21 protein-coding genes and 2 pseudogenes are annotated in these 23715 nt (G+C 34.0%); 7 read left to right on the forward strand and 16 right to left on the reverse strand.

Annotated elements, in window-relative coordinates; translation table 11 throughout:
- Positions 1–78: 78 nt before the first annotated feature.
- From CHHT_RS05620 to CHHT_RS05685, 14 genes and pseudogenes are all read right to left on the reverse strand, one after another.
- Positions 79–1179, reverse strand: coding sequence for a TonB-dependent receptor domain-containing protein (locus tag CHHT_RS05620; RefSeq protein ID WP_159428479.1), 1101 nt, complete (start codon positions 1177–1179; stop codon positions 79–81).
- Positions 1070–1504 (reverse strand): hypothetical protein, encoded by a 435-nt coding sequence (locus tag CHHT_RS05625; RefSeq protein WP_034960903.1) that lies wholly within the window; start codon positions 1502–1504, stop codon positions 1070–1072. Before CHHT_RS05625 ends, CHHT_RS05620 begins: the two co-directional genes overlap by 110 nt.
- A 78-nt stretch (positions 1505–1582) precedes the next feature.
- Positions 1583–1927, reverse strand: a pseudogene (locus CHHT_RS05630) (TonB-dependent receptor plug domain-containing protein); the annotation flags it as partial.
- A gap of 128 nt (positions 1928–2055) precedes the next feature.
- Positions 2056–4452 carry an endopeptidase La gene (gene lon / locus CHHT_RS05635; RefSeq protein ID WP_034960897.1) on the reverse strand — a complete coding sequence of 799 codons (2397 nt, stop codon included), beginning with the start codon at positions 4450–4452 and terminating at the stop codon, positions 2056–2058.
- A gap of 8 nt (positions 4453–4460) precedes the next feature.
- The gene (locus CHHT_RS05640; protein ID WP_034960895.1) at positions 4461–5108 is read right to left on the reverse strand and encodes an outer membrane protein assembly factor BamD; all 648 of its coding nucleotides are present in this window, start codon (positions 5106–5108) and stop codon (positions 4461–4463) included.
- 82 nt (positions 5109–5190) lie between these two features.
- Positions 5191–7023: an ATP-dependent DNA helicase RecG gene (gene recG, locus CHHT_RS05645; RefSeq protein ID WP_034960893.1), complete on the reverse strand. Its 1833-nt coding sequence runs from the start codon at positions 7021–7023 to the stop codon at positions 5191–5193.
- A complete protein-coding gene (locus tag CHHT_RS05650; RefSeq protein ID WP_034960890.1) occupies positions 7013–8236 on the reverse strand; it encodes a M16 family metallopeptidase in 1224 nt (407 codons plus the stop codon). Before CHHT_RS05650 ends, recG begins: the two co-directional genes overlap by 11 nt.
- A gap of 10 nt (positions 8237–8246) precedes the next feature.
- Positions 8247–9695, reverse strand: coding sequence for a pyruvate kinase (gene pyk, locus CHHT_RS05655; protein WP_034960888.1), 1449 nt, complete (start codon positions 9693–9695; stop codon positions 8247–8249).
- Positions 9696–9751: 56 nt separating this feature from the next.
- The gene (locus tag CHHT_RS05660; protein WP_167540846.1) at positions 9752–10558 is read right to left on the reverse strand and encodes a class I SAM-dependent DNA methyltransferase; all 807 of its coding nucleotides are present in this window, start codon (positions 10556–10558) and stop codon (positions 9752–9754) included.
- A 2-nt stretch (positions 10559–10560) separates the two neighbouring features.
- Positions 10561–11913: an FAD-dependent oxidoreductase gene (locus CHHT_RS05665; protein WP_034960885.1), complete on the reverse strand. Its 1353-nt coding sequence runs from the start codon at positions 11911–11913 to the stop codon at positions 10561–10563.
- An 80-nt stretch (positions 11914–11993) separates the two neighbouring features.
- Positions 11994–13088: a succinyl-diaminopimelate desuccinylase gene (gene dapE, locus CHHT_RS05670; protein ID WP_034960883.1), complete on the reverse strand. Its 1095-nt coding sequence runs from the start codon at positions 13086–13088 to the stop codon at positions 11994–11996.
- A gap of 3 nt (positions 13089–13091) precedes the next feature.
- The gene (locus CHHT_RS05675; RefSeq protein ID WP_034960880.1) at positions 13092–13691 is read right to left on the reverse strand and encodes a LysE family transporter; all 600 of its coding nucleotides are present in this window, start codon (positions 13689–13691) and stop codon (positions 13092–13094) included.
- Positions 13692–13700: 9 nt separating this feature from the next.
- Positions 13701–15551 (reverse strand): EAL domain-containing protein, encoded by a 1851-nt coding sequence (locus CHHT_RS05680; RefSeq protein ID WP_051663670.1) that lies wholly within the window; start codon positions 15549–15551, stop codon positions 13701–13703.
- A gap of 62 nt (positions 15552–15613) precedes the next feature.
- Positions 15614–17815 carry an endonuclease MutS2 gene (locus CHHT_RS05685; RefSeq protein ID WP_034960876.1) on the reverse strand — a complete coding sequence of 734 codons (2202 nt, stop codon included), beginning with the start codon at positions 17813–17815 and terminating at the stop codon, positions 15614–15616.
- Positions 17816–18017: 202 nt separating this feature from the next.
- Here CHHT_RS05685 and CHHT_RS05690 point away from each other — a divergent pair, with 202 nt between their 5' ends.
- From CHHT_RS05690 to CHHT_RS09425, 7 genes and pseudogenes are all read left to right on the forward strand, one after another.
- Positions 18018–18542, forward strand: coding sequence for an OsmC family protein (locus tag CHHT_RS05690; protein WP_034960873.1), 525 nt, complete (start codon positions 18018–18020; stop codon positions 18540–18542).
- A gap of 26 nt (positions 18543–18568) precedes the next feature.
- Entirely contained in the window at positions 18569–19597 is a 1029-nt protein-coding gene (locus tag CHHT_RS05695) for an acyl-CoA dehydrogenase family protein (RefSeq protein WP_232051108.1), read from the forward strand.
- A 25-nt stretch (positions 19598–19622) separates the two neighbouring features.
- Positions 19623–20540: an ABC transporter substrate-binding protein gene (locus CHHT_RS05700; RefSeq protein ID WP_034960868.1), complete on the forward strand. Its 918-nt coding sequence runs from the start codon at positions 19623–19625 to the stop codon at positions 20538–20540.
- A gap of 1 nt (position 20541) precedes the next feature.
- Positions 20542–20745, forward strand: coding sequence for an ABC transporter permease family protein (locus CHHT_RS09165; RefSeq protein ID WP_232051109.1), 204 nt, complete (start codon positions 20542–20544; stop codon positions 20743–20745).
- Entirely contained in the window at positions 20709–21278 is a 570-nt protein-coding gene (locus CHHT_RS05705; RefSeq protein WP_232051129.1) for an ABC transporter permease, read from the forward strand. The genes CHHT_RS09165 and CHHT_RS05705 overlap by 37 nt, the downstream gene beginning before the upstream one ends.
- Positions 21262–21684, forward strand: a pseudogene (locus tag CHHT_RS09420) (ATP-binding cassette domain-containing protein); the annotation flags it as partial. The gene CHHT_RS05705 and the pseudogene CHHT_RS09420, both read left to right, overlap by 17 nt.
- A 33-nt stretch (positions 21685–21717) precedes the next feature.
- Entirely contained in the window at positions 21718–22005 is a 288-nt protein-coding gene (locus tag CHHT_RS09425; RefSeq protein ID WP_232051135.1) for a hypothetical protein, read from the forward strand.
- A gap of 40 nt (positions 22006–22045) precedes the next feature.
- On the opposite strand, the gene CHHT_RS05715 is transcribed toward CHHT_RS09425, so the two are convergent.
- Entirely contained in the window at positions 22046–22387 is a 342-nt protein-coding gene (locus CHHT_RS05715; protein ID WP_034960865.1) for a hypothetical protein, read from the reverse strand.
- 1 nt (position 22388) lies between these two features.
- The gene (murC, locus tag CHHT_RS05720) at positions 22389–23684 is read right to left on the reverse strand and encodes a UDP-N-acetylmuramate--L-alanine ligase (RefSeq protein WP_034960863.1); all 1296 of its coding nucleotides are present in this window, start codon (positions 23682–23684) and stop codon (positions 22389–22391) included.
- Positions 23685–23715: the final 31 nt, after the last annotated feature.

A 23715-nucleotide genomic window follows, 5' to 3' on the forward strand; every position in this document is an offset into this window, starting at 1 on the left:
ATGAAGTATGATTTTAGAAGTAAATGATCTCGCATACCAAATAAAATCAGATATATAGTATACAAGATCCTTATAAATTTAGAAATGTGCTTTAAATTTTACCCAAAAGCTTCGTCCTGGCTCATAAACTCTAGTAGTAGCTGGTATATCTAAAGTAGAAATTGCTGCTCCATTTTTAGAATTGTGATAGCTATAAAGCGTATTATTTAAGTTTTCAGCTGCGACTAGGAATTGATAATTTTTATATTTATATCCTCCATATAGTCCAATAGTCCAAAAATCATTGCTATATCCTAAATCTTTTCCAATAGCATTTCCATAACCTTCTTTATAGCGATGTTGAGCTGCATTTGCATAAAACTGTGCATTAGCAAACCATGATTTTTGCTCAAGTCCAACTAAAAATCTAAATGCAAGAGGTGAAATTTGAGGTAATGGATCGCCGTCTCTCAAACCGTTTGTATTTTTTAAATTTTTTCCGTACGTATATGAGGCGCCACCGCCTATTTTAAATAGATTTTGTAGCAGTACTTTAGCGTCCAACTCTCCACTAAGCATCATAACATCGGTATTAAAAGCTTTAACTGATGAAGTATTGCGATAATCAAGCATTATATAATCGTCTATTTTATAAGCAAAAAGATTAAAACTAAGTTCAGAGATATCATCTTTAAGTACGCTTCCTAAGTCGATTTGGCTATTTTTTTCTTTATTTAAATCCATACCGCCTACTTTTGAAAACTCCCAAAAATCAGCAATTCTCTGAGCATGTCCCAAACCAGCGTATAAAGTCAAAGCATCTAGGTAACGTTCATATCTGATGAACGCAGATACTGGATTTTGATCTCTTGTCATAGATAAATTTCCAGAAGTATATTTATCTACACTGACATGATCTATCCTAACACCACTAAATACGCCATAATCATCTTGCATATACTCGCCTTGCATAAAGCCTGAAGTGTAGTCTATGATGGCATTTTTTGTATATGGCTTAGATAAGGCTAAATTTATTGCTTTATCTGCACTTGACGTGCCACCGCTTACTCTTGAACTATGCTCATCTGTGCTATATGATGCACCTATATATCCGGTGATATCTCCAAAATTTAAAACTCCCTTGGCCCTGATGCCTTTTATCTCTCTTTTTTGGGTTATTATACATATAGCTAGTTGCACTGTTGATATTTGGTCGTAAAGAAAAGTTATCCATCACGTGGTCTATTTCGTGATAAAAAGCTTGCATATTTAGCTGATGCTCACCAAAGCCTTGCTCTAGTCCGATACCAAAAGAAGTACGATCAAACTTTACTCCGTCCATAGCCCTATCTGCGTACGTTGCTTTTCCACTTCCAAAATCAGCGCTAAAACTCAAAGCAGTATCATCTAAAGGCGTAAATGTGGCTATAAGAGCGCCCGTCTTTTTTGAATACCTAGAATGCACATCTTTTCCATCACCGTCTTTATAATCACCACTTTTATAAATTCCACCAGTTGCTTGCAAGCTTCCTAGCTCATTTCCACCTAGTAAATTTACGCTTGTTTCTCTTCTATCAAAACTACTATAAAGAACATTTAAATTTCAGCTAAATGTAGTTTGGCTAAGACGTAGTATATCCCTATCAAACAGCACCGCACCACTTATAAGAGCACCAAATCTCACGTCTTGTTGCCTTTTGATGATTCTAACAGATCTATAATTTTCAGGAGATATATAAGTGATGGTAGTATCCATTCTACCACCACATCCTCCTTGTAATAAAGAGTTATCTATAAATATAGGAAGTCTTCCAGCGCCTTGTGAGCGATACAGAATTTCACTTCCACCACCGCCTTTTCTAGTCATCGAAAATCCACTAACGTTTAAAAGAGACTTTGCTAGATCAGGAGATTCTAAAATGGTTTCTTTACCTGCAACTTCCACTTTTGTAGGTTCATTTTTTAAGAAAAATTAAGTAATGATTTATTTTACAGTAAACTTAAATACAGATTAAATATAAGTAGAATAAACGCCTTTAAAAAGGCGTTTAAATTTGGATATAAAAGTGCTTTTGTCTATCTTACTAACGCGTGTTCTAAGACGTCATTTATATTATCGACTGGGATTATCGACATATTGTCTTTGACCTCAGCTGGGATCTCGTCTAAATCTCTATCATAGTTTTTACGCGGTATCAAAGCTGTTTTGATCTTTGCTTTGTATGCAGCTATAAGTTTTTCTTTAAGCCCACCTATAGGAAGAACTTTTCCGCTTAATGTTATCTCTCCAGTCATCGCTACATCGCTTTTTACAAATTTATTACTCAAGATTGAAGCTATAGCCGTACTCATCGTGATACCAGCACTCGGTCCGTCTTTTGGCGTAGCGCCCTCAGGGACGTGGATATGAAGATCATAAGCATTATAAACTGCTATTTCTTTACCTTTATCATCTTTGAAATTTAATGTTTTTGGTATGATTATGGTTTTGTTATCTATCAATGTTTTTATAAGGCTAAAAGCTATTTGTGCTGATTCTTTCATCACGTCGCCTAGCTGACCTGTTATTTGTAAGCTGCCTTTTCCGCGTATTTTTATGGCTTCTATCTTTAAAACATCTCCGCCGACACTAGTCCATGCAAGTCCATTTACTATACCGATTTGATTTTTCTTATCTACACTGTCTATCTCGTAAATTTTTTTCTCTAAGAACTCTTTTAAATTTTTAGGAGTTACGCTGACTTTCTCACTATCTTTTAAAAGAATTTTAAGTGCGACTTTTCTTAAGATATCTGCTATCCTTCGTCTTAAATTTCTCACTCCGCTTTCTCTTGTATACTCTTCGATGATCAAATTTAAAGCGTCTTTTGTGATACTAACTTCACTTGGTTTAAGACCGTGTTTTTTTAGCTCTTGAGGAATAAGATACTTTTTTGCTATCTCAAATTTTTCTTGCGGAGTATAGCTATTTAGTTGTATAAACTCCATCCTATCCCTAAGTGGTGCTGGTATCAAAGATATGTCATTTGCCGTAGCTATAAATATAACTTTGCTAAGATCTATATCAAAATTTAGATAATAATCTCTAAATTTAGAGTTTTGCTCTGGATCTAGAATCTCTAGCAAAACAGCAGTAGGATCGCCTTTATAAGATCTTGCTAGTTTATCTATCTCGTCTAATACAATTACTGGGTTCATACTTTTAGCTTCTATAAGCCCTTGTGCTATACGTCCTGGCATAGCTCCTATGTATGTGCGACGATGACCTCTTAGCTCATTTACATCTTCAAGGCCACCTAAAGCTATACGTACGAGCTCTCTTTTTAAAGCTTTTGAAATAGAGTTTGCAAGGCTTGTCTTACCCACGCCAGGAGGTCCTACAAAACATAAAATAACACCGTTATTTGTCTTACTAGCAAGTCCCCTGAGCTCTAAAAGTTCTCTAAGCCCAAAATACTCTACTATACGTCTTTTTGGTTTTTCAAGTCCATAATGATCACTACCTAGCTGAGTTTCTACGTCATTTACGCCAAGCTTCTTTTTAACCAAACTTCCAAATGGCACGTCTAACGCCCAGTCAAGATATCCGCTAGTCATACTAGACTCAGATCCATCAGGATGCATACGAGAAAGCCGATCTATCTGTTTTTTGATCTCCTTATAAGCGTCTTCTCCCATATATGGTTTTTTAGCTTCTAGCTTATCTCTATACTCGCTTATCTCTTCTTCTCGACTACTATCGCCGCCTAATTCTTTTTGTATCTCTTTTAGCTGTTCTTTTAAAAAGTATTCTTTATTTACCTTATCGATTTTAGAATGAACCTTTGTTTTTATCTCTTTTTGGAGTTTATAGGCCTCTATCTCTTCTATGATGTAATCAACTATCTTTAGAATTCTGTTTTCTAAATTCTCCTCGATAAAAAGAGTATAGGCCATACTTTTTTTTAGCCTTAAACTGCTTAGTATAAGATCACAAACTCTAGTTGCTTCCATACTTTCATCTATAGTTTTTAGAAGATCTGGCGGGAAAAAATGGTTTAAAAGACTTAAGCTTTTAACCTTTTCTCTCAAAACACTCAAAAGCGCATCTACTTTTTGAGATGATGGCCTTTGAACATCAATAACATCAACAGTAGCTATCATAGGATCTACGCTTACTCGTTCAGTTATCTTACCTTTTAAACTTCCTTGAAATAAAATTTTTACTCTACCATCTGGAAGCGGTACTTTTCTCATAACGCTTCCTATGACTCCAGCATTATAGCAAGCATCAAAATCCCTTATAGTTTCATTTTGCGGTTTTGATGAAACGACTAAAATTTGACTACCTTCTTGCAAAGCTACATCAAGAGCTTTTAAATTTTGCTCATCGTTTAAAAACAATGGGGTTATCATAAAAGGATATAAAAATAGCTCATCTTCTACTATAACAGGAAGATTTGCCGGAAATGTTTTAGAACTCTTTATCTGCATTATTTCTCCTATTCAAAGGCTCTCATATACCAAGGGAGCGTAGGCTCTATCATATCTATGCCATTTAGTGGCGAAACATCTAACTTGTCTTTGTAAATAACAGCTGATTCTTGTCTGTCTATCCTCTCATACAAGCTATAAATTTGCGTATCTAAGTAATACTGCGCAAGTTTAAACTTAACAAGCATAGTTTCAATGAGCGGTCTATACTGAGTAGTTGGATAGTTTTTTAAAAAGTTTTCTATCGCGGCTATACTGTCTTGCATAAGCTTTTGGTTGCGATTTGGTTTTGAAAACGAATCGAAATTTGCCTTTATCTTCATATAGTTTGCAAACTCTATCTTCTCTTTTGTGCCGTATCTTCTTATATATTCATCGAGATAGGCATTTGCTGTTTCGTACTTTTCGTCATTTACATTTGCTTGAGCTAAGATAAGCAACATTTGCTCTAAAAGAGGAGACGATATATGCTCACTAGAAAACGATATATAATGTTTATCCGCTTCTTCTAAATCCGAATTTTGTATATCTTTAAGAACTTGCGAATACCACTCTTCGGGGCTGAGATTGTAAAGCTCAATATCGTTTTTATTTCCGCAACCGACAAAAACCAATAAAGATATTATCAATAATGCTTTTTTAAGATATGTTTCCATAAGTTTCCTTTTTTTATTGTTTATATATTTTACTGTAAATTTGATAACTACTCAATAAATCAAATACAATTTATATTCAAATTTAGCTTTTTTGCTCGCTTAAATTCGACTTTTTGAAAAGCGAGAGTCTATGTTTAGCCTCTATAGTTATACTCTCTTCCATATCATAATACTCAAAAGTAGCGCCGTGCTGAAGTCTGCCATCTAAAATATCCCCTGCTTGTCTATTTCTAAGATCGATCTCAGACACTAAAAATCCATCAAGCGTAGATGCAAATTCCTTTAATCTCGGCGGTATATTTTTAAGTTTAGTATAAAGATAGCACCAACCTTCTCCGCCGTTTCGCCCGACTCTACCTCTGAGCTGATGAAGCGAGGCAAGCCCCAAAAGCTCAGCTGCTACAATGACTATCGTACTAAGTCTAGGAAGTGATATGCCCACTTCAACAACCGTCGTCGTAAGCAAGATGTCTCCACGTTCTTTAAAATCTTTTAGAACTTCATCTTTTAGTTTATCTTTCCCGTGAGTTATGAAAATATTTTTAAATTTAGACGTCCAAAAAGAACTAGCTTCACTTAAGCTTTGATAGTTACTAACTTCGCTAACCTCAACCAAAGGATATACGATGATAGCTTGCTTACCAGCTAAAATTTGAGCTTTTATATGAGACATTAAAGAGTTAAATCCATCATTTTGAATCAAAACCGTATGAATATTTTTCTTAAACGGTATCTCTTTTAAAAAACTAAAACTGACTAGTTCTGAGCGGATAAGACTAAGTGTTCTAGGGATCGGCGTAGCGCTAAACTGTAAAAAATGAGCTTTAGTAAGAGTGCTTTTTGTAAGCTCATCTATCTTTTGACGCTGATTTGAGCCAAATCTATGCTGTTCATCAACCATTACTAGCGGAACTTTAGGTAAGCTTTGATAAAGCAAAACGTGCGTTCCTATGATCAAATTTACTCCTCTAAAATCACTATCTTTTGCACCTTTTTTGACTAGCATCACGTTCATAAACTCAGGTAACAACCTTTTTGCCTCACTATAAATTTGTTCAGCCAAAATGCTAGTCGGCGCCATTAAAATCGCTGTTTTTGGATATACCATAAGAGTAGCTCCTAAGATAACCAGAGTTTTTCCACTACCCACATCTCCCATAACAACGCGTTTTGAAGCCTCACCCTTTAAAAAATCGTTTTTTATGTCTTGCAAAGCATTTATTTGGTCGTTCGTAGGCTTAAAAGGAAGTGAACTTATCCAGCTTGCGATGTCAAAAACATCAAATTTTTCAGCTTTAAAATTTATTTTTTTACCGTTAAGCTTTTTCATATAATTATAAATTTCTATAAATTTAAGTATATTTACGGCATTTTTGTCCTGTTTCAAATTTGATATAATATTTACGCTCTCAGAGCCGTTTTCGTGAATTTTTAAAAGCAAATTTATCTCATTTTCATTTAAGCCTTCATTACTAAGATTTTGATGAGTTACGTATTTTCGTATCAGTTTAGCAAGCTTTGAGTCTTGCATACTTGTTTTATAGTGTGGCAATATAGAGCCTATTTTTGTGACGACTTTTGGATTTATAAACTGCCAACTACCATAAGCATAGACCGATCTTGCATTTATAAAAACGATCTTTTTACTTCTAAAAGTAGAGTAGTGCCACGGTTTAGCGTTGAAAATAACAACTCTTACTTCTACGTTCCAAGTAGTACAAAAAGCGATCACACTTAGCATAGAAGCACTTCTTTTGCTAAATTTGATCTCTATTTGGACGGTATTTATACCTTCATTTGGTCTGTCTTTGATGCTTAGATCATCATAACTTTTAGGGAACCTAAGAGCGAGATCTAGCAAAGAGCTTATGCCTATACCCCTAAGCTCTTTTGTGTCGCTAGTTTCAAATTTCATTTGTGATTATTGCAAATGATTGATCTAATATCTCTTTATGAGAGAGGATAAAATCGTTGAGCGTTTTTAACTCAAGATTTTTGATTTTTTCTAAATTTTTATCAAATTCACCGAGTTCATAACCCATATAATAGTCATTTTGAGCTATATCCAAACGCTTAAAAAGCGTCTCTTTGCTAAGCGGCTCACTACCTAGTAAAAAGTTCTTAGCCGCGTCAAGCTCTTTACTTGTTACACCGAATTTTACAAATTTCTCAAGCTCGCTAAGCACCACTTTTACCGCTTCATCTTTGCTTTCATTTTTTGTTTGCAGATATCCCATCGCCGAAGTATTTGATAAATTTAGAGAATTTCTTATATAAACAGAGTATGCCAAGCCTCTTTTTACACGAATTTCTTCCATAAATCTAGATCCAAACCCACTACTTCCTAATATAAACATAGCCACGTTAGCCATAAATTTTTGCTGTGATGGCACATTAAACGGAGCTCCAAAATACACGTAAGCTTGCTCACTATCTTTTTTTATAATCTTTTTTTGCTTAGCACTACTTGTAGTGATCTTTTCAAGTTCTCTTTTTTTACCTAAATTTAGCGGCTCTAGTAAATTTATAAAATGAGCAAGATCAAATCTAACATCTCCACCTAATACTAAAAATAAATTTGATATATCCAAATTTGAGCTTATAAAATCTCTGATATCTTCTAAATTTATAAGCTCTACGCTACTTTTAGTGCCGATGCTAGGATCTGCTAGGCTAGAGCCTTTAAAAAGAATTTTATTTAGCTCTATTTTTGCTTGATAGTCAAAGTCAGTAGCATTTGCTGCTATATCACCTAGAGTTTGAGCTTTTAGTTTTTCTAGTGTTTCTTCAGTATAGTTTGGATCTTCTAAGAGCTCTTTTAAGCTGTCAAGAGCAAATTTAAAATACTCTTTTAAGCAGTCTATCTCTATAACAAATGTTTCAAAACCAGCAGATATGTTTAGATATACAGCTCTCTCATCAAGGCGTTTATTAAACTCATTTACTCCAAGTTTTTTAGTTCCCTCACTTAAAAGCTCAGCGCACATAGAAGCAAGACCGGGCTTTTTGTTTTGTATACTTCCAGCTACTTTAAAAACAAGCTTAAAGCTTACTAATGGCAAAGTATTGTCGTATTCGTAAATAACTGGGACACAAATATTTTTTATATTTAATTCTAACTTTTCCAAACCGTCTCCGTTATATAGCAGCGTCTAAATAATAATCTATTTGATCTTTTTTCAGTATTCTTATAAAGTTTGTACTTCCTATGGCTCCTGTTGGATAACCAGCAGTCATTATATAGGTACATTCGTCGCTTATAAGACCTTTTTTATAAAGTCCTTGAATTGTATTTGCAAGTAAGATATTTAACCTACTTTTTTGTATGACAAGTGACGGTTTAACACCCCAAACTATAGTCAAGCTTCTAGCGGTTTCCTCATCGTGAGTCACAGCTATAATATCCATATTTGGACGATTTCTAGCCATTTTAACAGCACTTTGACCAGAGCTTGTTATAGACACTATAGCACAAACTCCTATCCTAGTAGCTAGTCTTGAAGTCGAGCTTGCTACCATATCGGTTTCATCTACAAATGAAAACTCATCAAATTTACCATAAGGATATATCTTTTCGCTCTCTGCTATGGTTGCGCTCATTGCTTTTACGACTGCGACTGGATTTATACCTACGGCGCTTTCTTCGCTTAGCATAACCGCATCCGTTCCGTCTAAAACGGCGTTTGCCACGTCGCTGATCTCGGCTCTTGTTGCGCTTTCATTTTTTGCCATTGAGAGCATCATCTGAGTTGCTGTGATGACTGGCTTATTTGCTTCATTTGCCTTTCTTATGATACTTTTTTGGATAGATGGTACTTTGTAATAAGGAACTTCTATACCAAGATCTCCACGAGCTACCATTATACCGTCACTCACGCGCACTATCTCGTCTATATTTTCGACTGCATCAAATTTTTCTATTTTGGCAAAAACTTTAGCGTGTCCGCCAAATTCTTTTATAAGATCTTTGGCTTTTTGCACATCTTTTGCATTTTGTACAAAGCTAACTGCTACAAAATCCACACCGTTTTTCGCACCCCACTCTAGATCTTTTTTATCTTTGTCTGTGATGACTTCGATATTTAGCTTTGTATTTGGAAAATTTACGCCTTTATTTGAATTTAAAACTCCGTCATTTTCTATAATCGTCTCTATTTGATCTGCTACTTTTATGACTTTAGCTCTGATCATTCCATCATATAGATATATATACTCGCCCTCTTTTATAAGGTTTGAGATCTCAGGATGATTTATACTAAGTTTATACTCATTTTGAGAGACTTGAACTCCAATAATATCATCTTTTACAACTATAAGTTTATCTCCGGCTTTTAGTTCAAACGGATTTTCAAGCTTTCCTACTCTTATCTTTGGTCCACAAATATCTTGCAAAATTCCAAGTCTAATGCCTAAATTTTTTTCAGCTTGTCTTACTTTATCAAGAGTTGATTTATGATATTCATGTGTTCCGTGAGAGAAATTTAGTCTAAATACATTTACACCCTCTTTTGCTAACGCCTCTATAGTCTCCAAACTATCGCTTGCAGGACCGACCGTAGCTACGATCTTTGTTCTTTTGCTTGTCATAGAATTTGCTCCTTGTTTTTTATTATAAATTATAACAAATTTAAATAACAATTTGGTTACTGAAACTGTTTTTGAAATATATAAAGTACCTTATCGGCAAGATGGTCGCTAAAAAGATTTACGTTTAGTCTTTTTATTTGCTTTAAATTTGATGCTTTTGATAGTTCTAAAATATCTTTTGAAGTATGATAATACTGGGTTATATGAAATACAGATCTTTTATATAAATCGCCATTTTTTGCAAAATAAATAAAATCGGTCTCTAGCATATTTTTATCAAATTTAGCATCGATGACGAGATCATTTTGCATATCTTTTACATAAAGACTTCCGCTTGCAACCTCATCAAATCCAAATTTGGTATTTACATCAAATATAAGATAACCGCCTTCATTTAGTTTTTCAAAACTATCTGCAAAAAAGCTCATTAGCTCATTTTTATCTAAATAGTTTAAAACATCACTTACTGCTGTGATAAGATCAAATTTAGCATCTATGTCTTGCAATGATCTGTTTGTAGTACGTATGGACTTGCAAATTTCAAGCATCTTAGGGCTTTTATCGCACCCCAAGACATTAAATTTAGGAGTTAAAAGAGAGCCAAATCTACCGTTTCCACAGCCAAAATCAAGCATATTAGGCTTTGGTGCATCAACTCTATTTTTAAATTTAAAAAGTAAATATATCTGTTTTATATAGATGTCATAAAGCCTATCATAAGCATCATAAAACCCAAATAACGGCTCTATCTTTGCATAAAAATCAAGGCTTTCATGAGAGTATTGCGCATCATCATTCTCGTCTTTGTAGAAATCTTGGTTTGCGCAAATACTACTCTTATTTTGTTTATCGTTATTTTTCAAATTTAATCTTGATCAACCAACTCTTGGTTAAATTTCTCTTCATTAAAGTTTTTATTAAGGAATTTGCATACTTCTTTTACGTCGCGTTCTGCATTTCCTAAGCAGCTAGTAGCTCCTGGGCTTGGAGTCATATTAAAGATAATACCTTTTCCAGTATTTATACTAGCCTCACCGAGCATTAATTTTTTCTCTGTTTTGTTTAAGACTTGAGGTCTTACACCGCCAAATCCTCTTGCGTAGTAAATATCGCTGACTTCTAGACTAGGCACTATCTTTCTAGCATCTTTTACAAATAATTTTTTATTGAAATATGGAACTTCAAACATAAAATTTCTAAGAACGTAATTTCTAATCTCGCTATCTTTTAGTAGATCATAAAATATCTTAACTATGTCGCCGTCAAAATTTAAAGTTTTACAAAAATCCATAAAACTTCTATAAGTACCATGATATCTTTCTAGTTTTGGCATAGCAAGAGCAGTTGGTCCAAAACGAGTACAGCCGTCCGCTAAGATATCAGGATCTCCGTGCAAAGCAGCAAAAGGCAATTTTGGATTTTGCACCATATAAACCTTGCCATTTAGAAGTTTTTGTTTTGTTAGATAAAAGCTTCCTGCCATAGGCAAACAACCAAAATTCAAACCATACCCCATTCTGTGAGCTAAAAATAGTGAGTGAACACCGGCATTTACTACAACGAAATCAGCACTTATGGAAAGCCCATTTTTTGTGGTTATGTAGAATTTATCTCCGACTTGATTTATATCCGTAACTTCACTATTTAGATATACGTCGCACTCTTTACCCTCTTTTTTTGCATTATCTACTAACGTAGACGTAAATGCTCCAAAATCAACAGTAGTATAAACCCCACTCTTAACGCCCATACCTACTACATTTTCGCTTCTTTGATTTCCGTTTTTGTCATAAATAATTTTAGGTTCTATCTTAGCTAACTCTTCTTTGTCGTAGAATTCTATATATGGATATAATGGCTTAAACTCTTCGTAACGTTTTTTTATGTATTCTACTTCGCTATCGCCGACGCCGATAGCCATTTTTTGACCATCAAACATATATTTGCCTTGAAGATCATGCTGAATACCATATTTTACAACCATTGCAGCTGTTCTTCTGACTTTACTAGCTTTCTCGAAAGTATAGTTGGTTTCTATATCACCGCAATGCACGGTTTGAGAATTCGCAGTTCCTTTTGAATTTAGGGTTGCAAGCCCACCATATTTTTCTATCAATGCTATGCTATTTATATCAGTATATCTTGCAAGCTCATATAATAATGCCGCACCGCTGATACCGCCACCTACTATGGCGACTTCATAATGCTTTTCTTTCATGATTCCAACTCCTAAAATTTTGTTAGCTAGTATATATAAAACTTTATTAAATTAATTTGAAAAAAATAACGAAAACTAGCTTAAAAGGTTTGTATTAGATTTGAAAATACTTCATACAAACGCTGCACTTCATCTACATTGACGCGTTCATTTGCTGCGTGAATTCTATCATTTACGACACCAAACTCAACTACTGGGATACCAAACGCAGCAAAATATCTTGCATCGCTTGTACCTCCTGCCGTGCTTAGAACCGGTTTTATGCCACAAACCTTATAGATACTATCTGATAAAGAAGTTACTATTTTTGAATTTTCACTCGTTAAAAACGGTTTTGAACTTTGTTTCAAATTTAAAACAAAATCAAACCCGTGAAAAATATGTTCGGTGTATTTTTTGACATCTTCGTAGCTAGTTTGATCTGAATTTCTTACGTTAAACATTATTTTTATGCTACCAGGAGTAACATTTGTAACTTCCATACCGCCCCTGATGTCTGTTATGACTATTTTACTCTCTTCAAAATACTTACTTCCACTATCTAGATTAAAACCTGCAAAATCAGCTAACACTGAAGCTACTTGATGAGCTGGGTTTATACATTTTTGCGGATATGCCGCGTGACCTTGCACACCTTTTACTACGACAACTCCATTTATAGAGCCTCTACGTCCTACTTTAAGAGAGTCGCCCATAATTTTTTCACAAGTAGGCTCTGCAACTATCGCAAAATCAGGAAGCCTATCTTTTTCTTTTAAATATTTTAAAGCCTCAAAAGTACCAAAAACCCCATCACCTTCTTCATCACTAGTGAGTATCACGCTAAGAGTTCCATCAAATTTAGTAGCGTCTTTGCATGCACATAAAAAAGCTGCAACTCCACTTTTCATATCTTGGGCGCCCCTTGCGTATATAAAACCATCTTTTAGCTCAGGCTCAAAAGGATCGCTGTCCCAACCTTCTCCAGCTGGAACAACGTCTATGTGCCCTGCAAAACATAAATGAGCACCGCTTCCAAATTTTTTTGTTAAAATGAGATTTTTTACGCCACTCACTTCTACAAACTCTGCAGAAAAGTCATCCATAAACATATCTATATAATTCATAGCTCCATCATCATCAGGAGTTATGCTTTTGAACTTTAAAAGTTCTTGAAATATCTCTATAACTTCCATAATTTAGCCTTTAAAAAATGTATTATAAATGAGTATAAAAGCAAAAACAACCATAAGTAGCGCAGAAGCATAAGCAAATATCTTTGCCGTAGTTTGAGATATAAAACGCTTTGACTTACTAACGACCAAAGGCAATCCTAAGATCCAAAGCCCGATAGAGATGATAAGTCCGCTAAGACTCATAAGAGCGTTACTTGAACTAGCCACAAAACTAGAAACCGATATCCAAAATCCTATAATATATGGATTTACTAAATTTAAAAGCACACCTTTAGTATAGCAAGACCAAAACGAATTTTCTTTTAAATTTAAATCCTCAATTATAAGTGAATCAGCGCTCTTATAAGTCAAGTACGCAATGTATAATAAAAATAAAAAACCAAATATAGAGAGTAAATTTAAAAATATCGGTTGATTTAAAAATTTAAGCACACCAAAACTCATAAGCAGCATATAAAATATATCCACGCTCATCGCTCCTAAACCGACTCCCGTGCCAAGTGCGTATCTCTTTAAAGAATATGACATGATAAGTATATTTACAGGACCGACCGGAACTGCCGCACCAAAACCAAGAAGTAAGCCTTGGATAAAAGATTCCATATTTAACCTTTAAATATTTTTTATAAAACCATCTTTTGGATCACTTAGATAAAACCCTTGAAACTCATCTACTCCAAGAGCGACGCATATATCAAACACCTCTTTAGAATGTACAAACTCGGCGATAGTTTTTATACCGAGCTTCTTTGCAAAGGCGACTATAGCACCAGCTATGGTGTATGAATCTTCGTCTTTATCTATATTTTTGATGATAGATCCATCTATTTTTAAATAATCTGGCTTTAGTTTTAGTATATATGAAAAATTACTATATCCGCTACCAAAGTCATCTATAGCTATCCTTACTCCCATTTTTCTAGCTTTATCCAAAAAGTTATCAACTCTTTGAGAGTCTGTTATATTTTCATCTTCTAATATCTCAAAAATAAGCCTATCTGATATCTGTAGCTTACGGAGCATATCCATCAAAAATATGCTCACGTCGCCATCAGTCATATCTACTATGCTTAAATTTATAGATATAGTCACATCGGGGTTTTCTTTTAAGGCTATTAAACTTTTTTCTATAAGTATTTTTTCTATCTCGTTATAACGCTTGATATCTTTTGAATCTTTTAGGAAAATTCCCGGAAGTATTATGCCTCCATTGCCGCTCTTTATCCTAACTAAAGTTTCGTATTTAACTATATTTTTATCCTTGTCGAAGATAGGCTGATAGTACGGAACTACTTTATTATTTAAAATCGCGTTTTGTATAAGAGATGAATTTTCTATCTTTGATTTGTATTTATACTTATTGTTTATATTTTCAAAATAGCATAGAAAATCCTTATGCGCGATTGATGCTTCGTTTAACGCTACAAGAGCTTTGTTTAATGTATCTTTTTTTTCTATACAAAATCCTATAGTACAGCGCACTTCTACACAGATACGCTCATCTTTATCTACTTCTATGCTGCGTCTTTTAAAACTATCTATCATATCTTTTGCTATGCATTCATAATCTTCAAAAAATAAATCGCTATCCCCGCATACAGCAAATTGACTATCTGATATCTTATATGCTTCCATATTTCTTTGCCGTGAAAAATCCCTTAATAGATCTGAAAATATAATCAACACTTTGTTAAAAATCTCATTTCCATAATAACTAAGTGTATTTATATAATCATCTATTTCGATCACAAAAACTTTGGGATTTTCCATAGTTTTGATCTCGTTTTCTAAAACTGATCTATTTGGTAAATTTGTTATATGATCGATGTTTAATAATCGAGATAATTTTTTATTTTCATTATTTACAGATTCTATATAGTTTTGCTTTTCAATCCTTTTTTTCTTATCTTTTTTAAATTTATATATCAAAGCAAGCATCAAGATAAAGCTAAATATAAACGTAATTATCATATTTGCAAAGAACCACGACATAAAATCTTTTACCACAAATTCATTATCTTCTACAGATGCATTAAATTTATATCCTACAAAAAGATTGTTGCTTATCTCATCAAAATGCAAGATATCAACTCTGTTATTTAACAAAAACTTTTCTTTATAAAAGCCGTTTTCAAAAAACATTTTATTTATTTCGATCTCATTTAGTGGTAATTTGACATTTTTGTTGCTAAATATATAAGATATGGTCTTATTTTCATCAAATTTAACTATCCAACCATCTACTTGAAGATGGTTAAACAGCTCGGTGATTTTGCTTTTGCTGATATTTTGATCTTTCAATGATGATTTTAGCATACTCATCATAATCTCAGAATCCATTTTATTGCTTCTATTGTTATCAAAATTATAAGCGGTTTCAAATTTCACAGTAAAAATAACGATATTTATAATAAGAAATATCAAGAATGCGTAAATAACCGGATGTTTAACTACCCTAACCATCATTAACCTTTTTTAAATTTTTATATTTTATCATAAAAATAATTCTACTTAATAATTTAATTTTATAATTTCACGACTTTACTGCCAAAGCCGCCCTCGCTTGGCGCTCCGTCTTTGAAAGCCTTTATGCTTGGATGAGCTTTTAAAAACTCTTTTACGGCGTAAGCGAGTTTTCCAGTACCGATCCCGTGTTTTATCAAAACCTCATCAAATCCAGCTATCAAAGCATCTGAGATAAATTTATCTAATTTATCCATAGCTTCCTCGCTCCTTAGTCCGTGAAGATCTAAAACCACACTTGCGCTCACCGGACGAGATACTTTTACGCTTATATTTTTCTTTGTTAAATTTGGAACGTTTCCACTTCTTTTTAAAAGACTTATAGGAACTCTTAGTTTCATTCCATCACTTAAGATAGTAGCTTCATTTTTATTTAGGCTAAGCACTTCGCCTTTTATCTTTTCGTATTTTACTTTATCGCCTATTTTTAGCTCCAAAGGCTCTCTTAAATTTTGCGGTTTTTCTATCTTTGAAACTAGCTCATTTGCTTTATTTATACTTCTTTGCTTCTCTTTTATATCTGTTAAGCTTACTCCTCTTTTTGCTTCATTTATAGCTTTATAGTACTCAAACTCTAGCTTAGAAACAGTTCTTTTTAAGTCATCATCTACTTTTTCTTTTTGATCTTTTAAGCTTTGCAAAAGCGAGTTTAGTTTCTCTTCTTTTAAATTTGCATCATTTAGCTTGACTTTTAACTCCATTTCTAAGTTTATAGCCTTGCTTATAGCTTCATTTAAATTTTCTTTATCTTCACCGTAAGTTTTTTTAGCTAAAGCTACTAAATTTGATGGTATTGCGTAACGAACAGCCGTTTCAAAAGCGTAAGATTTGCCTATAGTTCCAGCTAAAAACTCATACTTTGGTCTTGAGTTTGCTTCATCATAAAGTGCTGCTAAAAGCTCCACATCGCTATTTTTAGCAAGCAACATCGCAAGACGCTTATGGTGAGTAGTTATGACCATTTTTATATCATTTTCTAAAAGTTTGTCTATGATCGCACTATAAAGACTGGCCGCTTCTTCAAAGTCGGTTCCTAGCTCTATCTCATCAACTCCGATGAGCAAAGATTTTTTACCAAAGATTTTAGAGAAATGTAGCATTCTACCTGCAAACGTAGATATATCGTTCTTTGCATTTTGTGGATCTTCTATGATAGCATCAAACTCTTTAAATGTGCCTATGCGACTACACTGCGAGTTTATACTCATAGGAAGAAGGTATTTTGAGAGCAGAGCTGCACTTAGTATGCTTTTTAGTAACATACTTTTTCCGCCGGCATTCACGCCTGTTATAAGCAGAACTTTGCCTTTAAAACTCACGCTAATTCGTTTAGGATTTTTAAGTGCAGGATGAGCAAAATCCTTTAAAATGATATCTTTACTACTATCACTAAGAACAAAATCCAAATCACCTAATTTTGCCATCGAAGCTCTTGCCATAAGAGCATCGATATGATCAAAAGCAGAGTTTATAAATTTTAAAAACATAAGATTTTTATGAAATACAGAGCTTATATTTTTAGAGTATTCATATAGAATTTCATCTTTTTTATCAAGCAGATCGCGCTGCTCACTTTTTAATTTTGAGATATTTGCAGGCAATACGTAAAAATATCCACCACTACTTCTAGCTATCACGCTACCTTTTAAAACGTGGTTAAATCCACCGCGTACCAAAAGAGCTTCATTATCATTTATAAAGTGAATTTGAGTATCAACGAGATATGGAGCGATACTTTTTGTATAAATAAGCCTTTTTAGCTCGGCGTTTATCTCATCTTTTTTGTTTTTAAAAGATAAGTTTATAGCACTCAGCCTATCATCTACGCTATCTTTAAATTCGCCATTTTCATCAAAATAATCACAAATTCCAGATACCAAAACAGGAATGTCTATCTTATCAAGATAGGCTTTCATCTTATTTTCAAATTTAAGCTTTTTTAAGTACAAAAAATAACGAACAATCTTGGCAAATTCGTAAATTTCGCTGATATGTAAAATAGCTTGTTTGCTTAGTCTTACTAGAGCATCGTCTAAATTTATCACGCTTGGTGGATATCTTAGCTCCATATTTGAGATTTCAGATAGTTTTTCATAATTGACCTTGCTATCTCCACTAACAAAAAGCGGTTTAGGTCTAGCCAAAAATGAGTTAAATTTATCCAAATATTCATTTAGATCAAGTTTTCTAAATAGTTCTTCCATAAAAATTATAAATACACTTTCAAAATTAAATTTGTGGATTTTATCATAAAAATACTTATGAAGCTTTTATTTACGGCTTATTCCAAATTTTATTTTAAATATATACTATATAAATAAATATTAACAAATTATGATTTTATTGTTATAATCTCAACATAAAAAAGATAATATATCTTTTAAATATATTAATAAAGGACACAAAATGGCAAATTGCGCTATCAATTCTTGTACAAGACTAGACCCTATAGATAAGGCCGGTCTTGAAGCTCTTATCAAAGCCGGAAAAGAAAATCCAGATGTTATAAAGACACTTAAGTGTCGCACAGTTGCAGAAGGTAAGTTTCGCCATGCAAACTACATAAGAAATCTACCTGCATACATAGTAGATGAGCCACCTACATTGCTTGGAGAAGACACTGCACCAAATCCTAGCGAAGCTGTTTTAGCTGCTCTTGGAAGCTGTATAGCTGTAGGAATTCACGCAAACGCGATCGCACAGAACGTAGTTATAACAAAACTTGAGCTTGAGGGCGATTTAAATATAACTGCGGTTTGGGGAACAGGCGATCTAAGCCAAAAGCCTCTTGGATTTACCGACGTTAGAGTAAAAGTTGATCTACAAAGTAATGCAGACAAAGCTACAAATGACGCTCTTATCGCTCACGCGCTTAAGTATTCACCTGTTGCAAATACTCTGCTTAGAAACGTAAATTTAGAAGTTAAATAATTAAAAGTTAAATAAAAGGATTGAAAATGGCACTACAAAAATTAGCAAACCTTGCACCTCGTATCGACGCAGAGGGAATTTATGCAAAAGATATCATAAATGAACTCGGAACTAGCGGATATTTTAGCGTTTTAGATCAGAGAAATGATCTATTTAAAGCTATACTAAACATATCTAAAGTAGCTGAAGTTTGCGGGACGACCGGATTTTGCATGTGGTGCCAATTTGCACTTATCTGGTATCTACTAAATAGCGACAACGAAAACCTTAAAAATGAACTTTTACCAAAATTAAAAAAAGCTGAAATTTTAGGTGGAACCGCTCTGTCAAATCCTATGAAAGCATTTGCTGGTATAGAAAAAAACCAGCTAAAAGCGACAAGAGTAAGTGGTGGATATATCATAAATGGAACTCTTACTTGGGTGTCAAATATCGAACAAGGAAGCGTATTTGGCGCTATAGCTTTAGATGAAAACGAACCGATAATGGGAGTTATAAGGTGTGATGAGAGAGTAAAACTCGCAGAACACATAAAATACAGCGCGCTTGAAGGCTCAGCGACAAAATCAGTAACCCTAAAAGAGTACTTTTTGCCTGATAGTGATATCTTAACAAACGATATCTATAGCTATTTGATCAAGATCACTCCGGGATTTATCTTGCTTCAAGCAGGAATCGCCGCTGGTATCATAAATGCTAGTTTAGAAGTGATAGAGCGCTCAAACAAAACTCACTCTCATATAAACGCGTATCTACCTTTTAGTTATGATAGTTTAAAGATTGAGCTTGATGAATTACTAAAGAGAGTCGAAAATACGGCTTTTAATATAAATTTAGTAAGTTCACTTGAGATTTTACAGCTCAGACTTGACGCGTCGCTTCTAACACAAAAAGCGACAAATGCAGCAGTTTTGTTTAGTGGAACAAAAGGGTATTTTAAAAATGCAAAAGCAGCTAGAGTGCAACGAGAGGGAAACTTCGTACTTATAGTAACTCCTAGTATAAAACATCTATTAAAAGAGATAGATGATATAAAAAAGGTAGTGGTTGTGTAACAAAATGGAAGCATAAGGTCGCCTCATGACAAGGAGATACGCACTTGGATTTTTAGCAAGTTTTTTGGCGTTTCACACATCAAAAACTCTAGCTAGCGAGCTTAAAATTCCTATAAAAGTAGGATTTTTACCCATAACAGATCATCTCATCATCGTAGCAAAAGAGCTTTACAAGCACCCAAACTATGAGATAATCCCAGTTAAGTTTTCAAACTGGGCCGATCTTAGCGAAGCATTAAGAAGCAAAGCGGTAGACGCAGCGTTTTTACTAGCCCCTCTTGGACTTATGCTAAGAGCAAGCGGAGTTAAGATAAAAGCCGTCCTAGCAGCACATAAAAACGGCTCAGCGCTCGTAGCAAGAAACGATATATCAAATTTACAAGACTTAAAAGGTAAAAATATAGGAATTCCATCTCGTTTTAGTACACATTATTTTTTACTAGATAAACTTTTGGAGAGTTCAAATTTAAAAAACAAGGTAAATATCATAGATATGGCGCCTACTGAAATGCCTTTTGCTCTGCTTAGCAGAAGGCTTGATGCATACATAGTCGCAGAGCCTTTTGGTCAGTTAGCCGTATCCAAAAAAAGAGCTAAGAATTTGATTTTCAGTAAAGATATAGAAAAATCTCATATATGCTGTATTTTAAACTTTCACGAAGATATATTAAATTTAAACGGCTTTGATAAAGTCTTAGAAAACTTTAAAAAAGCTGCTCATTTTATATCTAAAAACCATGATGAAGCAGGTCTTTTAGGTGAAAATTTGCTAGGGCAAAATCATAAAATCATAAAAAATATACTAGATCAAAATATAGCCTCTTATGATGATTTGAGTATTAAAAAAGAGGATTTAGAGCGACTTAAAGAGTTTTTGATAAAAAATAATCTAGCTAGTAAAGCTCTTTTAAACTTAAACATAGATAGCTATTTGGCGGTATGAAATGAAATACTTTTATCAAATTTTAACTATTTTTGTCCTGCTTGGACTATGGCAGCTTGGAAGCGACGAGCTTATACCATCACCAAAAGAGAGTTTTATAGCCCTATGCGAGATAGTGCAAAAAGGCGTACTTCAAATAGGCATTATAGACTCACTTTATCGCTATTTTTGGGGATTAGTCGCTGGACTAAGCGGTGGGATTTAGTAGGATTTATCTTTGGATTATTTCCAAAAGTAAGCGTAGCTTTTGATCCTATCATAAATTTACTGCGTCCAGTATCGCCCATAGCTTGGGTGCCACTAGTTCTTATCATTTTTGGTATAGGAGACAAACCTACTATATTTATCATATCTTACGCCGTGTTTTTTCCTGTACTTTTGCTAGCTTCAAAAGCGGTGCAAGATGTCCCAAAAGAACTGATAATCGTATCAAAAAACTTTGGCGCTTCAAAGTGGCAAGTACTAAGCGGAGTGATATTTCCATCTAGTTTTCTTATGCTTATATCAGGACTAAAATTAGCAGCATCTTTGGCGTGGATAAACTTAGTCGTCGGCGAAATGTTAGGAGCACAAACAGGACTTGGATACTTAATCATAGATGCTAGAAATCAGCTTAGAATAGACATAGTTTTAGCCGTGATCTGCGTCATAGGCGTAGTAGGTTGGGCGATAAATCAGCTATTTTGTCTGATCGAAAAACAAATTTCAAGGAAGTTTGGATATGATAAAAATCTCTAATCTAAAAAAATCGTTTGGAACTACACAGATCCTAAATGATACAAATTTAAACATAGAAAAAAATGAATTCTGCGTATTGCTTGGAGCTAGCGGCTCTGGAAAGACTACCTTGCTTAAGATTTTAAGCGGTCATAGCTCTTTTGATAGCGGCGAAATAAAAATAGACAGCGTCAAATTTAAAAAACAGATCACAGCTCATAAATCGCGTCAGATCATAACTCAAAATTACTCTTTAATGCCGTGGATGAAAGCAATCGATAATATAAAATTTGCTCTGAAATACTCAGGTGTAAAAGACAAAAACGAGCTTGAAAAAACAGCTAAAAAATTCTTAAATTTAGTACATTTAGGTAGTAAATAGAGCTTTTACCCCCACTCATTAAGCGGCGGTCAGAGTCAGCGAGTAGCCATAGCAAGAGCTCTTAGCCTAAATCCAAAAGTGCTATTTTTAGACGAGCCGTTTTCTGCACTCGATCCTATAACTAGAGCAAATTTACAAACCGAACTTAAAAATATAGTCGAAAACAAAGCCGTGATATTTGTAACTCACGATATAGATGAAGCACTGTTTTTAGGAGATAAAATAGTAGTTTTACATAATGGAAAGATTATAAAACAGCTTAAAAATCCAAAATTTCAGCCAAACTCCGCGAAATACTTCGAGATAAAAGCAGAGATCTTTAGACTCATAAGCGGTGAAAACGATGAGATAGAATACGTGATATAAATGCCAAATAGAGTAAATTTGGTATTTTATAAAATCTACTCTATCTATCCATACATTTTTCTATAGGGATTATTACTGCGTTTAGGTTGTCAAATTCTCTCTTTGCTATAAAACTTTGCGTTCCATACTCATAGTTAAAATGTTTTTTATCGACCTCGTATCCACTACAAGTCACGGCTCTTCCTTGCATAAATTCTTCTAAAATTCTATTTATACCTTCTTCTTTATTTTGCATACCTTCATTGTAAAAAAAGGCTATCAAAAACAGAGCCGTACCGCCGACTAAAATAATAATTTTCGATCTTAAATTTAACTTTTCATTGCCTATAGCAAATAACAAAATAATAAATAATAGAAGTATTAAAAATAAAACTATACGCAAATCAAACTCCTCTTAATTGATAAGTGATATCTCCAGCTCCAAAGCCGATGACTAGACCACTACTAAGCTTGTGTTTTACACCAAAACTATCAAAAAATTCGATAGTTTCACCATCTCTTTTGACAAAATCGGCAAAAACCGCATTTTCAAATTCATCTTTTAAAACTATATCATTTGGCTCTTCTCCAGCACTATAAACGGGCAAGACGACGAGCTCATCTACATCTTTAAAACATTCTTTAAAGCCATCTAAATTTGCTTTTAAACGAGTATAACGATGTGGTTGAAATATAGCAGTTATCTTTTCTAACCCCAAGAGTTTCGCATACTCTTTTGCACTTTTTAACGTAGCTTTTATCTCTGTTGGGTGATGTCCATAGTCATCTATGAGAGCGAATTTTTCATTTGCGACTAAGATATCAAATCTCTTTTTTATCCCTTTAAATTTCTTCAAATTTGTTCTAATCGTTTCAAGTCCAACTTCTGAGTTTGCTGCTAAAATAGCAAGACTAGCATCGATCGCTATATGCTCACCCATACCCCAAGCTTCGAATTTACCAAGCCCTTTTAGGTTGAAACTTGTATATGGCTCATAGTTTCTAAGAACCATTTTAAGATCTGTTATGTCGCTTTTATATAGTTTTATGCAATCCATTTTAAGTGAATTTAAAAACTCATCATCAGCGTTTATAACCCTTATCTTTGCACGCTCTAAAAAACCTTTATATGCAGAGTGAAATTTATCAAGATCAAAGTCGTAATGCTCCATATGTTCAGGCTCGGCGTTAGTCACGACTGCAAGATATGGATTTGAGTTTAAAAAGCTGCTGTCGCTCTCATCGGCTTCAAATATCACATTTTCACTCGGCTCGTATTTCATATTTGAGCCAAACTGTTTGCTTATCGCGCCTATTATCACGCTTCCATCTAAAAGTGTGCAAAGCATGGCTGAAGTAGTGCTTTTACCATGAGCACCAGCCACTGCAAATACTCTTTTACCTTCAAGGATAAAAGGAAGTGCCTCTTTTCTAGATAAACACTTTATACCTTTTTTTCTAGCTTCTATAAGCTCTACGTTATCGCTCTTTATGGCCGCACTATAAACTACAAAATCCGGATCTTCTATAGCGCTGGTGCAGTGCGGGACAGTGATCTTCATACCGCTTTGCCTTAGCTTTTTAGTCGTGCTGCTTTCTTTAATATCAGAACCGCTTATGATAAAATCTTTCTCTTTCAAAAATCTAGCAATCGCAGATATTCCGATACCTCCGATACCTATAAAATGTACTTTTTGCATTATAAACCCTATAAAATATTTTTGTAATACT

This window comes from Campylobacter hyointestinalis subsp. hyointestinalis (assembly GCF_013372145.1).
In the GTDB taxonomy this organism is placed as follows: Bacteria; Campylobacterota; Campylobacteria; order Campylobacterales; family Campylobacteraceae; genus Campylobacter; species Campylobacter hyointestinalis.